Source organism: Cloacibacillus porcorum (genome assembly GCF_001701045.1).
In the GTDB taxonomy this organism is placed as follows: domain Bacteria; phylum Synergistota; class Synergistia; order Synergistales; family Synergistaceae; genus Cloacibacillus; species Cloacibacillus porcorum.
The window spans coordinates 3112452-3127087 of the sequence record NZ_CP016757.1 but is presented as its reverse complement, the minus strand read 5'-3'; the positions used below and the strand labels follow the sequence as shown (position 1 = coordinate 3127087).

At 56.0% G+C, this 14636-nt stretch carries 11 protein-coding genes and 1 CRISPR repeat array (1 of these 12 only partly in view); all 11 genes read left to right on the top strand.

What is annotated here, in order from left to right; translation table 11 throughout:
• Positions 1-28 precede the first annotated feature (28 nt).
• The 11 genes from BED41_RS14040 (at position 29) to citF (ending at position 13884) form a co-directional block, all read left to right on the top strand.
• The gene (locus tag BED41_RS14040) at positions 29-1009 is read left to right on the top strand and encodes a TAXI family TRAP transporter solute-binding subunit (protein ID WP_066747668.1); all 981 of its coding nucleotides are present in this window, start codon (positions 29-31) and stop codon (positions 1007-1009) included.
• 69 nt (positions 1010-1078) lie between these two features.
• Entirely contained in the window at positions 1079-1957 is an 879-nt protein-coding gene (locus BED41_RS14035; RefSeq protein WP_066747665.1) for a UPF0280 family protein, read from the top strand.
• A gap of 23 nt (positions 1958-1980) precedes the next feature.
• Positions 1981-4260, top strand: a complete 2280-nt coding sequence (locus BED41_RS14030) for a xanthine dehydrogenase family protein molybdopterin-binding subunit (protein WP_066747662.1) — start codon at positions 1981-1983, stop codon at positions 4258-4260.
• 55 nt (positions 4261-4315) lie between these two features.
• Positions 4316-6235, top strand: a complete 1920-nt coding sequence (locus tag BED41_RS14025) for a TRAP transporter permease (protein ID WP_066747659.1) — start codon at positions 4316-4318, stop codon at positions 6233-6235.
• Between the two features lie 10 nt (positions 6236-6245).
• Positions 6246-7109, top strand: a complete 864-nt coding sequence (locus BED41_RS14020) for an FAD binding domain-containing protein (RefSeq protein ID WP_066749336.1) — start codon at positions 6246-6248, stop codon at positions 7107-7109.
• Positions 7110-7121: 12 nt separating this feature from the next.
• The gene (locus BED41_RS14015) at positions 7122-7604 is read left to right on the top strand and encodes a (2Fe-2S)-binding protein (protein WP_066747656.1); all 483 of its coding nucleotides are present in this window, start codon (positions 7122-7124) and stop codon (positions 7602-7604) included.
• A 107-nt stretch (positions 7605-7711) separates the two neighbouring features.
• Positions 7712-10186 carry an oxidoreductase gene (locus tag BED41_RS14010; protein ID WP_066747653.1) on the top strand — a complete coding sequence of 825 codons (2475 nt, stop codon included), beginning with the start codon at positions 7712-7714 and terminating at the stop codon, positions 10184-10186.
• A gap of 30 nt (positions 10187-10216) precedes the next feature.
• On the top strand, positions 10217-11017 hold the full coding sequence (yqeB, locus tag BED41_RS14005; RefSeq protein ID WP_066747651.1) for a selenium-dependent molybdenum cofactor biosynthesis protein YqeB: 801 nt from the start codon (positions 10217-10219) through the stop codon (positions 11015-11017).
• Positions 11018-11177: 160 nt separating this feature from the next.
• Positions 11178-11450 (top strand): citrate lyase acyl carrier protein, encoded by a 273-nt coding sequence (gene citD / locus BED41_RS14000; RefSeq protein WP_066742459.1) that lies wholly within the window; start codon positions 11178-11180, stop codon positions 11448-11450.
• The gene (locus tag BED41_RS13995) at positions 11451-12311 is read left to right on the top strand and encodes an HpcH/HpaI aldolase/citrate lyase family protein (protein ID WP_066742462.1); all 861 of its coding nucleotides are present in this window, start codon (positions 11451-11453) and stop codon (positions 12309-12311) included.
• Positions 12312-12336: 25 nt separating this feature from the next.
• Positions 12337-13884 carry a citrate lyase subunit alpha gene (gene citF, locus BED41_RS13990; protein ID WP_066742465.1) on the top strand — a complete coding sequence of 516 codons (1548 nt, stop codon included), beginning with the start codon at positions 12337-12339 and terminating at the stop codon, positions 13882-13884.
• A 352-nt stretch (positions 13885-14236) separates the two neighbouring features.
• Positions 14237-14636: direct repeats of the CRISPR family, unit length 32 nt; unit sequence GTCGTGCCCTTCGCGGGCACGGTAGTTGAAAC; it runs 25 nt beyond the window's last position.

The following is a 14636-nucleotide window of genomic DNA, read 5'->3' as shown; positions in this document are numbered from 1 at the left end:
TTCACATTTTGAGAGGAGGAACTTTCTAATGAAAAAGTTTTTTACAGTACTGGCACTAGTGGCGGTAATCTTCTCAGTGGCGGGCTTCGCATCCGCACCTGCGCAGGCGGCTCAGAAGCTTGATCTGGCGATATGCGGCGGTTCCATCGGCGGCGCCTGGGCGGCGATCGGCGAGGGCGTCGGCGAAGTCATCAGACGCAGTTATCCCGGCTCGAACACGGCTTACGAAGTCGGTCAGGAGGCGGCCAACCTCGCCCTGGTTTCGCGCGGAAAGATCCAGCTTGGCATCGCGCACGCCCAGCTTATCAAAATGGCAGCCGACGGCAAGCAGCCCTTCAAGAAAAAGATCGACAATCTCCGCGCCCTCTGCGTGCTTTATAAGGGAGCGGTGGAGCACTTTATTATCAAGGCCGACACGGGAGCCAACTCTTTTGCCGATCTGAAGAGCAAAAAGTACCCGCTCAAGGTCTATTTCAATACGAAGGGCTCCTTCATGGATATCGTTGGGCAGAATGTTATCGCGGCGGAGGGTATAACGCCGGCCGATATCGACAAGTGGGGCGGGTTTACGAAGAACAGCTCGATGGGTGCGGCTCTTGATCTTATGAGAGACGGCAAGATTGACGCCTACAGCAACGTCATTCAGGTACCCTCCAGCCACGTCGTCGACGCTGGAACGACCCTTAAGCTGAACCTTCTCGGCATGTCTCCCGCGGCGCAGAAGAAGGTCAACGACGAACTGGGCACATATTCCACAGTGATTCCTAAATCTGCCTATAACTTCCTCAAGAACGACGTTCCTACAGTCGGCGCGACGGTCATCCTGTTCACGAACGCGGACCTGCCCGATGATGAGGCATACGCGATCCTTAAATCCATCAAGGATAATTTCCCATATTTCTGCAACATTCACGGTTCGCTTAAGGGGCTGAAGTTCTCAGACCTTAAGGACACGGCGCCCGTACCGCTTCATCCCGGCGCGGTGAAGTTCTTCAACGAACATAAGTAACGGCAAACAGCTCTGGTTTTTGCAGTGGGAGGCCTTTTTGGCCGCCCACTGCAGAACGGGAATAATTCAATGAATTTTCAAAAGTACAGTGTGATAGAGGAGGGCCTTGTCTATATTGATCACGGCCCGATCACCATGACCCTTGAGGCACGGCGGAACGGCGGCGCCTTTACGGAGGCGGCAGTCGCCGGCGCGGAACGGGTATTAGAGGTATTTAGTGAGCTGGCCGTGTATCTTGATCATATACGCAGGCCGGTGGGAAAAAAGCTTACTCTTCCAGATATTACACCGTGTGCGGTACGTAAAATGACTGAATCCGTCATGATGCTTGAAGAGGAAGACTTCACGCCGCTGGCCGCGGTCGCGGGAACCACCTCCGACCTCGCAGTCGAGGCGATGGTTTCCAGCGGCGCGGACTATGCGCTGGCCAACAACGGGGGCGATATCGCCTGGAGTATATCACCGGGGCAAAGAGATTTTTTGAAAGTCGGTCTGATAAGCGATATAAACAGCGGACGGACGACCCATTCTCTGAAAATAAAATCGTTCAGTGAGATAAGGGGGCTCGCCACTAGCGGGATGGGGGGAAGGAGCCTGACGCGCGGCATAGCTTCAGCCGTTACGGTACTGGCCTCCGATTCCTCAAAAGCCGACGCAGCGGCCACTGCGATCGCCAATGCCTGTTACTGCAACGATCCGGCTATAGAGCAATGCCGTGCGGAGGAGCTCGATTACGGGACGGATATCCCAGGGCTCCTCGTTACAAAATCGGTGGGCAGCCTGAAGAGCGGCAGTGCGGAGACGGCGCTGTCGGCAGGTGCGGGGAGGGCTGGTCAGTTAATTGATAAAGGTATGATCTTCGGCGCGGTAATATTTGTCGCCGGTACCATGCAGGTAGTTGAAACGAAAGAGAGAGGGCGGCTATTTGAGGTCGCCGAATTGAATTAAGTAATACAGTTGGAGGGCTCTTTATGGAGAAGTTTAAAAGCATTGGCTTAAAACAGAGCTTTGTAGACGCTCGGGAAAAGGTAACGGGGAGTGCCCGGTACCTTGACGATCTGGAGTTTCCCGGCCTGTTGTTCGGGAAAATACTGCGCTCGCCTCATCCTCACGCGAGGATATTGTCGATCGATACCTCCGCCGCCGAAGCGCTGCCTGGCGTGAAGGCGGTCATCACCGCGAAGGACTGCCCGCAGAACAAATTCGGTATGGAGATCGCCGATGTCGACATGCTCGCGGTTGAGAAGGTGCGCTATGTCGGCGACGAAGTTGCGGCCGTCGCGGCTGAAACGGATGAGATCGCGAGAGAGGCACTCAAACTTGTCAAAGTGGAGTACGAGATACTGCCGGTCGTCGATGACCCGATGAAGGCGCTCGAAAAGGATTCCCCGCTCGTCCATGTGGAAAAGGGAACGAATATCGCGCGTGAATATCACATCCAGCGCGGCGATATCGAGGCCGATTTCGCCTCCTGTGATTATATATTTGAAAAGGAATTCAGTACGCACCGTGTTTCGGGGCTTTATCTCGAACCATTTGGCGCCGTCGCGCAGTGGGAGTCCAACGGCCGGCTTACCGTATGGACGGGACTTCAGTCGGCCTTCCAGGGAAGAAATGAGATCGCCAAGGCCCTTGGCATCAAGCCGTCGATGGTGACGGTAAAATCTCCCTTTATCGGCGGCGGATTTGGCGCGAAGATATGGATCAGAAACTTCCACCCCATCGCCGCGGTGCTTGCGAAGAAAACCGGCCGTCCGGTGAAGATTTTGCTTACGAGGGACGAAGAGCAGCTCACGACGCGCCCGCGTATCGCGCCGCGCATGAAGGTCAAGCTCGGTATGATGAAGGACGGTACGATGGTCTGTAAGCAGGCGACGATCGTTGCCGACAACGGCGCCTATTCATGGGCCGCGCCCAAGGTGCTTCTCAACCTTTCAATGCGCACAGACTGCCTCTACCGGTATAAATCAAGCAAGTGCGATTCATATCTCGTATATACGAACTTGATCCCCACGAGTGGTTTCCGCGGCTACGGCAACAGTCAGATGCACTTTGCGGTCGAGTCCTTTATCGACGAGTGCTGCCGTAAGGTGGGACTTGACCCGGTGGAGGTCCGCCTTAAGAACTGCGTCCACAAGGGCGACATGACGCTGCACCGCTGGCACATCAAGAGCTGCGAGCTCTCCGAGTGTATCAGGATCGCGGCGGAGAAGATCAGGGAAAACCGGCTGCCGGCGGAAGAGCAGAATGGGCGTATCAAACGCGGCATCGGCGTCGCCTGTATGACGCACGTCTCCGGCAACCGCGGCGGCGATAAATTCGACGGATCTTCCGCGATGGTACGTATTCACGAGGACGGCGAAGTATTTATCTTCTCCGGCGAGGCCGATATGGGACAGGGCGCCAAGACGGTCTTCGCGCAGATTGCCTCGGAAAAACTCGGCGTGCCGATCGACGACATCACCGTAATGCCGCTTGATACCGATGTAAGCCCCTTCGGCATGGGGACCTATTCCAGCCGCGTCACCACTGTAGGCGGAAAGGCTGTCTTTCTGGCCAGTGAAAAGGTACTCGATCAGGTACTGACGCTTGCCGCGGAGATGAGCAAACGCCAGCGCGACACGATGTACATGGAGAACGGCCTTATCAAGTGCAGCCGCGACCCGTCGATATTGATGACCCTTAAAGAGGTGGCGGCGAAGGCGATCCGCAGCCGGGCTGGCGTACCCCTCACGGCCTATGTCACCTACGATCCGCCGACGGAGGGAGCCGATAAAGATTTTTACGGAGACTATTCCAGCGCCTACTCGTTCGGCGCCCACGGCGTCGAAGTCGAGGTGGATACCTACACCGGCAAGGTCAAGGTGCTGCGTGTGATCGCGGTGCATGACGTAGGCAAAGTCATCAACGAGCTTGGCCTCAACGGGCAGATAACCGGCGGTGTCGCGCAGGGTATCGGCTGGTGTCTCTATGAAAATATGCTCTTCAAGAAAGGCGTTCCCGCGACGAACGGACTGCATGGGTATACCTTCATGACGATCAAGGACATGCCTGCCGTGGAGGGGATTGCGATCGAAAGCAACGACCCGATAGGCCCTTACGGAGCTAAGGGTGTTGGCGAACCGACGCTAATCCCTACCGCTCCAGCGATCGCCAACGCGATTGAGGACGCCTGCGGCGTACGTATGCGTGATTTGCCGATCACTCCGGAAAAACTTTACTGGGCCCTTCACGCGCCCAAAGAAGATTAAACGCCTCTTAAATCGTTGTAAATGATCCTTAATATTTGAATTGAGGTGCAGATAATTGAACAAACTATGGAAATTGCTGACGGAAGAGGGAAAGAAGCGTAAACTTGGCGGCTTTGACGCGCTGACGGTGAAATATGTCGCGGTCGTCATGTCTCTCTATCAGCTTGCCCAGGCAACCTTCCTGACGATTCAGCCGCAGATGCACTACGCGATACACTTAACGTTCATCATGGTGCTCTGCGCGCTGATATACACGAGAACTTTCCAGGCCCACGAACGCACCAGTACGAGGATTCCGATTGAAGACTGGATCTACGCGGCGATACTCACGGCCGCCGGTGTTTACTACTGTACTCAGATGGAGACATACCTTACGCGTATGCCGATGGTGGATGAACTTTCCTCAATTGAGATAGTCATCGGAATACTGACGGTCATTGCGGTGATCGGGCTCACGAAGCGCTGCATGGGATTTGTCCTTCCGAGCATCGGCTGCATATTCCTCGCCTATGCGCTGTGGGGGCATCTGATTCCAGGCGTTCTCTATCACCGTAAGCTGTTGGCTATCGACATCCTCGACCAGCTTGTCTTTACGACGAACGGGATATACTCTTCGCCGATTGCGGCGGCCGCTACATACGTGTTTATGTTCGTTATGTTCGGCTCGTTCTTCGCCGCATCGGGTGCGGGAGACTTTTTCTACAAATTCTCGATGGCGGTTGCGGGACGTTATGCCGGCGGCGCGGGAAAAGTTGCGATAATCACCAGCGGCCTGTTTGGCATGATAAACGGCAGCCCGACGGCAAACGTCGTTACGACCGGCTCCTTTACCATCCCGATGATGAAAAAGGCCGGATATGACGGGATATTCTCCGGTGCGGTTACGGCCGTTGCGGCTACCGGCGGCGGTATTATGCCGCCGATAATGGGAACGGCGGCCTTCCTGATGGTCGAAATGGCAGGTATCTCCTACAAGAATATCGCTATCGCGGCCTTCGTGCCAGGCGTACTCTACTATCTTGCGCTGCTTCTGATAGTTCACTTCCGCGCGAAAAAGTGCGGCCTCGTCGGCCTTGACGTATCGGAGCTGCCCTCCGTGTGGGGAACGCTCAAAGAGGGCTGGATATTCCTCGTTCCACTCGTGGTGCTTGTCGTCATGCTCATGAAGGGATATACGGCAAACCTCTCTGCCGTTGTCGGCATTGCTGCCGTTATTGCCGCCTCATGGGCGCGTAAAGAGACGCGCATGCACCTGCCGCAGGTGATAAAAGCGCTGGAGGACGCGGCAAAGTCGGCGGTGATAGTATCGCTCTCATGCGCGGTGGCCGGATGCGTCATCGCCGGGCTGATGACGACAGGCCTCAGCGGAAAGCTGGCGAGCCTGATCCTGAGCCTGGGCGGCAACAGCACTCTCTCAGCCCTCATCCTCACCGCGGCGATCTGTACGCTGCTTGGGATGGGCATGCCCGTCGCGGCCGCCTACTGTCTGACGGCGGCGCTCTGTATCCCCTCGCTCTACGAGCTGGGGCTGCAGCCCCTTGAGGCGCATATGTTCGTCGTTTACTTCGCCACCCTCTCCGCGATCACCCCTCCGGTCGCCGTCGCCTCTTATGCCGCGGCGGGAATATCGGAGGCAAACGCGGCGACGGTCGGCTGGCAGGCCTGCCGCATCGGTCTGGTATCGTTCATCGTACCCTTCATCTTCGTCTTTGAGCCGATGCTGATGGTAACGCCTGACAACTTCTGTATGCAGAGCGTTTGGATCGTAGCCTCCGCCACGCTGGGAGTAATAATCCTCTGCGCGGGGCTCGAGGGATATCTTAAAAGAGAGATACCGATGCTTATGCGCGGCATTCTGGTGATAGGCGGCCTGCTGCTCATCTACCCCGGTGCGGTCACCGACTATATCGGACTTGGAGTGTTGGCGCTGCTGGTGGTGCAGCAGTTTGCCGGAATCAAATTAGGAGGGAAATAAATTGAAAAAGGTGGAAAAGCACTTATTCCCGAAGAATATAAAGGAGGCGCTGTCGCTTCTCGAAGAATATAAGGGTGAAGCCCGCCTCGTATCGGGCGCGACCGACCTGATGCTTTGGATACGCGAGGAAAAGGTAACGCCGTCGGTACTTGTGGATGTATCCGATATTCCCGAGATGCGGTTTGTCTCCGTTGAGAACGGAAAGATGACGCTTGGCGCGGCGATGACCCACGCCGAAATCGCCGCTAACGAGGCTGTGAAGAGAATATTTCCCGCTCTCTCCGACGGCTGCCGCAGCGTCGGCTCGCCGCAGATACGAAATATCGCGACCCTTGCGGGAAATATCGTCAGCGCCCAGCCGGCGGCTGATTCCGTAGTGCCGATGACGGCGCTCGGAGCGGTCTGCGAGATCGTAAGCAGCGACGGAGCGCATATGCGCCCGCTCTGTGAGCTCTCAAAGACGGTCGGTGAGAGCTATGTCGATCCGACGAAAGATATCCTTACAAAAATAGAGATATCCGTCCCCGCTGGGAAATACGGAACGGCCTTCAAACGTATCGCGCCGCGTGAGGCGATGGCTCTGCCGGTGGTCAACGTAGCGGTCATGCTTGAAGCCACGGAGGACGGTACGATAAGCGCTGCGCGTGTAGTCGCCTCTCCCGTCGCCGTCGTACCCTTCCGCGCGCAGATGGCCGAGGCCCATTTGATAGGAAAGAAACCGTCGGCGGAGCTTTTTGCCGAGGCGGCCAAGATCGCTGAAGACGAGGCATCTCCGCGTGATTCTCTCGTACGCGGATCGGGAGCCTACCGCAAGGTGCTTGTAAAGGACCTTGTCGAACAGGCGCTTACGGAAGCGGCCGCGGCGTTTGCATAAGGAGTGAATTAGATGCAGGAACTAAAATGTGTCGTAAATGGTAAAGATGTAGCGATAATGATCGATCCCAGCCACTCGCTGGCTGATGTGATCAGATATGACCTTGGTCTCACCGGAACGAAAAAGGGCTGCGAAGAGGGTGAATGCGGTGCCTGCACCGTGCTGGTAGACGGACTTCCCGTTGACTCATGCATCGTTCCGGCGATGAAGGCCCAGGGGCGCAGCATACTTACAATTGAGGGGCTTGAGCAAAACGGCGAGCTTGACCCGATCCAGGAGGCCTTTGTCGAGGCCGGCGCGATCCAGTGCGGCTTCTGTACCCCCGGCGTCGTGCTCTCCGCCAAAGCGCTGCTGATGCGCGAAGAAAACCCCACAAAGGAAGAGGTGCGCGACGAACTCTCCGGCCACTTCTGCCGCTGCACGGGTTATCTGCAGTTCTACGATGCGGTAAGGATCGCCTCGGAAAAGATCAAAGCCCGCAAAGCAGCCAGATAAAACTTAATTTTTTCAGAGAATCATAGGCTCTGCGGCGGAACGCGTGCTTTGGTTCTGCCTCAGAGCCTTTATTAAAAATTTAACAAACAGAGGGGAGTATCATCAAAATGAACCGAATCGGCCTCTTTACACCGATTAAGATAAACTCGATGGAGCTCAGCAACAGGGTCATAATGTCGCCGATGTTCACCAACTCTGCGGCTCCTGGAGGATTTGTCTCCAAGAACACAATCAAGCACTATGTGGACCGTGCCCGCTCCGGCGTTGGACTGATAATGACGGAGCATACCAGTGTAAGTTCTCATTACATCCATGCGGGGCTGCGCCTGCAGATCAGCCGCGACGAGCACATCGACGGTTTCAAAAAACTCATCGCCGCCGTCCATGACGAGGGCTGCAAGGTCGGCCTCCAGATCGCCCATTCGATTTACGGAGTCGGCAAGAAACCGCACGAGCTGACCAACGAAGAATGCTACGGCATCATTGACGACTTTGTCGCAGGCGCGCGGCGCGCCTATGAAGCCGGTTTTGACGCCATCGAGCTCCACTACGCGCATACCTATACGATGGCTGATTTTATATCACGCCGCACAAACCTCCGCACCGATGAATTCGGCGGCGATATATACGGCAGAATGTTCATGCACCTTGAGATACTGAAGAAGGTGAGGGCCATCGTAGGCCCGGACTACCCGCTCTTCGCACGCATCAGCGCCGAGGAATTTGTTCTTGGCGGCAACACGATAGTGCAGAGCCGCATCTTTGCGCAGGAGCTGGTGAAACATGGAATCGACTGTATGGACGTCTCCGCCGGCGTGCGTTTCGACGACGCGCCGGTCAAAGGATATTCCGACCAGCGCGGCAAACCGACGATCGAATATCCCGACGGACCGAACGTCTATCTCGCAGAGGAGATAAAAAAGTGTGTCGATGTTCCCGTGGTGACGGTGGGAAAACTCGGGAATCCTGAATTCGCCGACAACGTCATCGCGGAGGGGCGCGCCGACATGGTGGCCCTGGCGCGTCCGCTGATTGCCGATCCGATGTGGGTGCGCAAGGCGAAGGACCATCGCTTTGACCGCATCACCGAATGCCTCTATTGTACGGAGTGTCTCTATGAGCGCCATGACCCCTCGGCCTATGTCCACTGCATGCGCTACACCTGCCAGAACGCCTGCCCCGCTAACGTAGAAGTTCCTATCTATCTCGACTTCGCCCGGCGCGGTATGTACCGCGAGGCATATCAGGTCATACAGAATGAAAACCCGCTCGTCCTCACCTGTGGCCGCGTCTGTAACCACCTCTGTGAAAATATGTGCAACCGCGTCAAAATAGACGAACCGGTGGCGATTCGCGGCATCAAGCGCTTCATCACCGACTGGCTGCTGGAGCACGACGGAAAATTCCCGCTGCCGGCGATGGAGCCGGATAACGGAAAACGCGTGGCGGTCGTAGGTTCCGGCCCATCGGGACTCTCGTGCGCCTTCTATCTCAGGAAAAAGGGCTACGAAGTTACGGTATTTGAGGCGCTCGACGTCATCGGCGGCATGCTGGCGGTAGGACTTCCCGAATATCGCCTGCCGCGGGAAAAGTTTGCGAAGGAGATCGAGCTCTTTAAAGAGATGGGGATAAACTTCGTGACCGGCAAGAGAATCGGTGAGGATATCAGCATAAAAGAGCTTCGTGCGCAGGGATATATGGCCGTTTACCTAGCGGTAGGCGATCACAACGACCGCAAGCTCGGTGTGGCAGGCGAGGATTCCGAGGGGGTCACCTCAGGCGTCTCCTTCCTGCGTTCGGTAAAGACCGGAAATGGCTGCGACCTTGAAGGTAAAGAGGTCATCGTCGTCGGTGGCGGGAATGTCTCGATGGACTGCGCACGGACGGCGATCCGCCTGGGTGCCTCGAAGGTCTCGCTCTTCTGCCTGGAAAATGAAAATGAGATGCCTGCTCATCCGGACGAAGTCAGAGAGGGCAAAGAAGAGGGGCTTTACGTATTCAACGGCTGGGGACCGCTGTCGATTGCCTCGGAAAAAGGGCACGTGTCAGAGGTGACTTTCAAGAAATGTACCTCGGTATTTGACGAAGAGGGACGCTTCAGCCCGTCTTATGACGAGAGCGCCCTGATGAAGGTGCACGCGGACTTTGTCATCTGTGCCATTGGACAGGCTCTGAGCCGCGAGGTTGCCGCTAACGACGGAGAACTCGTCGACATTCGCGGCAACGTGATCAAGGCGGCCTATAGCGGTACCACCGTGACGCCGTGGATATTTGCCGGCGGCGACTGCACCACTGGACCTGATTCCGTCGTCAGCGGCGTCAATAGAGGCAAAGAGGCAGCCTCGTCGATCGACCGTTATCTTGGCGGCGACGGACAGGTGATCGCGCCGAAATATATCGCCAGAGAGATGAGCAAGCCAATAGATGAAACGCCAAAGGCCCGCGAGACGATGCCTACGCTCTCTCCCGAGGAGCGCCGTGGATGTTTCTGTGAGGTTGAGCGTGGCTTCAGCGAAGAACAGATCGCTAAAGAGGCAGGCAGATGTCTGCGCTGCGATGTTCTGAAGGTAAGCAGACTGTAACAAAAAATTGAAGAGAGGTTTTTCTTTGTCATGAGAAACGGCAAAACGGTTATTGTAAGGGGAGGGGGAGATCTGGCGACGGGGATAATATACCGGCTCTGGAGGGTAGGCTACTCCGTGCTCGTTCTTGAGACAGAATATCCCCTCGTTGTGCGCAGAACGGTCGCCGTCGCCTCCGCCGTCTTTGACGGCTCCGCGAAGGTAGAAGATATGACTGCGGTGCTGATAGATTCGGCAAAAGAATTTGTCCCCGCTTCGGAGATCATACAGGTTCTTGTCGATCCGGATGGCAGATCCATTGAAAAGATAAGGCCGGATATCCTCGTAGACGCGATAATGGCAAAGAAAAACCTTGGAACAACTAAAAATATGGCGCCGCTGGTCATCGGCATCGGCCCGGGGTTCTCCGCGCCGCAGGAGGTTCATGCGGTGATAGAGACCAAACGCGGACACACTCTGGGGCGCGTCATTACCAACGGCGGCGCGATACCAAACACCGGAGTGCCGGGGATAATAAAGGGCTACAGCACGGAGAGGCTGCTTCGCGCACCGACTGACGGTTACCTTCTGCCGGTACGCAAAATCGGCGACGAAGTCTCCTGCGGGGAAGTGGTGGGCTACGTCAACGGCGCCGAGGTTTGCGCAAGACTTGACGGTATTTTGAGAGGGCTGATCCATCCTCACGTACATGTGACGAAGGGGCTAAAAATAGGCGATGTCGATCCGCGGGGGGATTCTTCTCACTGCTGGAGCATCACAGACAAAGCCCTCGCAATCGCCGGAGGAGTCCTCGAAGTGATAATGAGCAGCGCCAACAGCATGGCGCAATAACCGACAGCGGCCTTCCAATCGGTAAGGATCAGAATCGAGAGGCGGGCCGCGTCAACTATCGCCGGACGGCGGAAACGCCGGCGTTGCGGCGGCAAGTGCGGCATTATATAAAAATAACCGACGATCAGTAAGAAAGACCAGACCAAGGGGGAAAAGAAAAATGAAGACATCCCAGGCCGGCACACTCGAATCAATGGACTGCCTCGTGACCCTCACCGAAGCGCCATCGGGAGCCGGAATCAAAATAGAGATAACGGGAGCCAGCGCGGCCCGCTTCAAAAGCGCGATGGAAAAGAAAATAACCGACACCCTGTGCGAGCTGGGGACGAAAGACATCGAAGTCAGAGTCCAGGACAACGGAGCCCTCGACATCGTCCTCGGCGCGAGAGTCGAAGCGGCCTACAAAAGACTGCAAAAGGAGAGTGTTAAATAAATGAGACGCACAATGCTCTACCTTCCGGGCAACAACCCCAACATGCTCACGAGAGGCTACCTATTCGGTTCCGACGGAATAATCCTCGACCTTGAAGACGCCGTGGCGATGGTAGAAAAAGACACGGCGCGCATACTCGTCTCCAAATACCTCCAACAGGGAGAATTCGGAGACTGCTACGTCTCAGTCCGCATCAACGGCATAGACACCGAATACTGGAAAGACGACCTAGCGGCCATAGTCCCCAACAAACGCCTCGACGGAATCCGCGTCCCCAAAGTCGAAGACGAAAACACCGTAAAAATAATAGACGAAGAACTCTCCAGACTGGAAGAACAAAACGGCCTTCCGGTGGGCAAACTCAGCCTCCACTGCCTCCTTGAGACCGCGCACGGCATCTGGAACGCCTACGAAATAGCCAAAGCCTCCCCGCGCATAGAGGCCATAATCCCCGGAGGAGAAGACCTCCGCGCCGACCTCAAAACCAACCGTTCAGACGACAGCACAGAACTCGAATGGGCGAGAAGAATGCTCGTCTTCGCGGCGCGCGCCGCGGGAGTAGAACCCCTCGACACAGTATTCGCGCGCATAACCGACGACGAAGGACTGCGCAAAGAGACCGAATTCATAAAACAGCTCGGCTTCTCCGGCAAATCCATAATCCACCCCAACCAGATAAAAATAATCCACGACATATTCACCCCCACCGAACAAGAAATAGCCAAAGCGCAGAAAATAATCGCCGCGGCCAAAGAGGCGGCGGCCCGCGGACAGGGAGCGGTAACAGTAGACGGCAAAATGGTAGACATCCCCGTAGTCAAAAGGGCGGAATACACACTCGTCCGCGCCGGCCTGGCATAAACTGGTCAACAAGAGGTGAAATGACATGACGAAAAACGCAGTAAAGCGGGAAATCCCCGACTACATAGAGGGCTACGGCCAAGTAAAACACTACCAGGGAGCCTTTGCGAGAAAACCCGAAGGCAGCATATCGGGAGCCAAACTCCGCTGCTACAACAGCGACATCACCGACAAAACAGTATCCTCAATCAAAGAGGCCATCAAAGCGGCGGGCCTCAAAGACGGCATGACAATCTCCTTCCACCACCACCTCAGAAACGGAGACTACGTAGTCAACATGGTCCTGGACGCCTGCGCCGAACTTGGCATCAAAGGACTCACCCTCTTCCCGACAGCCCTCTTCGGAGTCCACAAAAAAGTCATAGACCACATCAAAAGCGGAGTAGTGACAAAAATCATGGGCTCAGTCAACGGCCCCATAGGCCAGCTCGTCTCCGAAGGCGGCATGCAGGTACCCGTAGTCCTCAGAAGCCACGGAGGGCGTCCCCGCGCCGTAATGGCGGGAGACGTCCACATAGACGTCGCCTTCATCGGAGCGCCCACGGCGGACAAATACGGCAACATCTGCGGCACCCTGGGCAAATCCGCCTGCGGCTCCCTGGGCTACGCCTACACCGACGCCGACTACGCCGACAAAGTCATAGCAATAACAGACAACCTCGTACAATACCCTGCGGCGCCCGTCTCCATCCCCCAGACCAAAGCCGACCTCGTAGTAGAAGTCCCCTCCATAGGCGACCCCGCAGGAATAGTCTCCGGAACCACCAAAGTCACCAGAGACCCGCTGAGACTCCTCATCTCCAGCTACGCCTCGCGCCTCATAGAAGCCAGCCCCTACTTCAAAGACGGAATCTCCTTCCAGACCGGAGCCGGAGGCATCCCGCTGGCAGTCACCGCCTTCATGAAAGAGGCCATGCTCAAAAAAGGAATCAAAGGCAGCTTCGGACTCGGAGGAATAACCGGCTACTTCGTCGAACTCCTCAAAGATGGGCTCGTGGACAAACTAATGGACGTCCAGTCATTCGACCTTGAAGCCGTCAAATCCATCGGAGAAAACCCCAACCACATAGAAATCTCCGCCGACTGGTACGCCAACCCGTGGAACTGCGGAGCTGCGGTAAACATGCTGGATGTAGTGATCCTCGGAGCGACCGAAGTAGACACCGACTTCAACGCCAACGTCAACACCGAAGCCGACGGAGCGCTGCTCCACGGGACCGGAGGCCACCAGGACACCGCGGCGGGAGCCAAACTGACAATAATAGCGCAGCCGCTCCTGAGAGGCAGAATCCCCTGCGTGACAGACAAAGTCTACAACGTCACCACACCGGGAGAAGTAGTCGACGCCATAGTGACAGAATACGGAGTCACCCTCAACCCGAGAAGAAAAGACCTGTTAGACGCCGTATCTGGTCTCAAGGGACTGCCCATAATCAGCATGGAAGAACTGGCGGCGAGGGCGAAGAAAATGTCCGGCCCGACCGATCCCGTGGCGACCACGGACCGGATAATAGGAGTAGTCGAGTGGAGAGACGGCACCGTTATCGACGTCGTCAGACAGCTTAAAAAGTAAACAGCGTACAAGCGGCAGTTAAATAGAAAAAAGGGCAGAGGCGTCGCCGTGGGGCGGGGCCTTTGTCTTTTATACGGGCCAGTGTTAAGATAAGAAAAAATAGGCCGCAGTATCAACGGCTACGCTACGCGACATGAAACGTGATACGCACAAAATTATACTGAAAAGGAAGACATGTCTGCCAGCGCGAAGCTGAAGCGCGCATGATTTTTATAGGAACTTCGCGCCGCGCCGTGTGCCTGTATTCGGCGAATATTTCTTACAAACAGAGAACCATGTAAATGCGGAGATCGCACACTTCGCGCAATATGGGGAAAAATATGTTAGTATTACCATATAAAACAGTTATTCCGTCGTGCCCTTCGCGGGCACGGTAGTTGAAACACGGCGCTCTCAGTCAGACGCGCCCCCTCGCTCGTCGTGCCCTTCGCGGGCACGGTAGTTGAAACCTACGGAGCTGATAGAAAACACCGGCAAGCCCTGTCGTGCCCTTCGCGGGCACGGTAGTTGAAACTAATGACGATCGACGACGAGGAGCAATCTATAGGTCGTGCCCTTCGCGGGCACGGTAGTTGAAACTGGTCGTGAGCGGCTATCACATTGGCGTGCGCGTCGTGCCCTTCGCGGGCACGGTAGTTGAAACGTGTCGAACCTCGGCATCCGCAGCGACGGGCAGACGTCGTGCCCTTCGCGGGCACGGTAGTTGAAACCCATATACGCCGTACATTTTCGACACAGGCGTTCAGTCGTGC

Bases quoted from the DNA above. Each gene is read 5' to 3' on its own strand.
- BED41_RS14015 (WP_066747656.1), top strand. From the start codon at position 7,122: ATGCAGGAACTAAAATGTGTCGTAAATGGTAAAGATGTAGCGATAATG.
- citF (WP_066742465.1), top strand. From the start codon at position 12,337: ATGACGAAAAACGCAGTAAAGCGGGAAATCCCCGACTACATAGAGGGC.
- BED41_RS14010 (WP_066747653.1), top strand. From the start codon at position 7,712: ATGAACCGAATCGGCCTCTTTACACCGATTAAGATAAACTCGATGGAG.
- yqeB (WP_066747651.1), top strand. From the start codon at position 10,217: ATGAGAAACGGCAAAACGGTTATTGTAAGGGGAGGGGGAGATCTGGCG.
- citD (WP_066742459.1), top strand. From the start codon at position 11,178: ATGAAGACATCCCAGGCCGGCACACTCGAATCAATGGACTGCCTCGTG.
- BED41_RS14030 (WP_066747662.1), top strand. From the start codon at position 1,981: ATGGAGAAGTTTAAAAGCATTGGCTTAAAACAGAGCTTTGTAGACGCT.
- BED41_RS13995 (WP_066742462.1), top strand. From the start codon at position 11,451: ATGAGACGCACAATGCTCTACCTTCCGGGCAACAACCCCAACATGCTC.
- BED41_RS14040 (WP_066747668.1), top strand. From the start codon at position 29: ATGAAAAAGTTTTTTACAGTACTGGCACTAGTGGCGGTAATCTTCTCA.
- BED41_RS14035 (WP_066747665.1), top strand. From the start codon at position 1,079: ATGAATTTTCAAAAGTACAGTGTGATAGAGGAGGGCCTTGTCTATATT.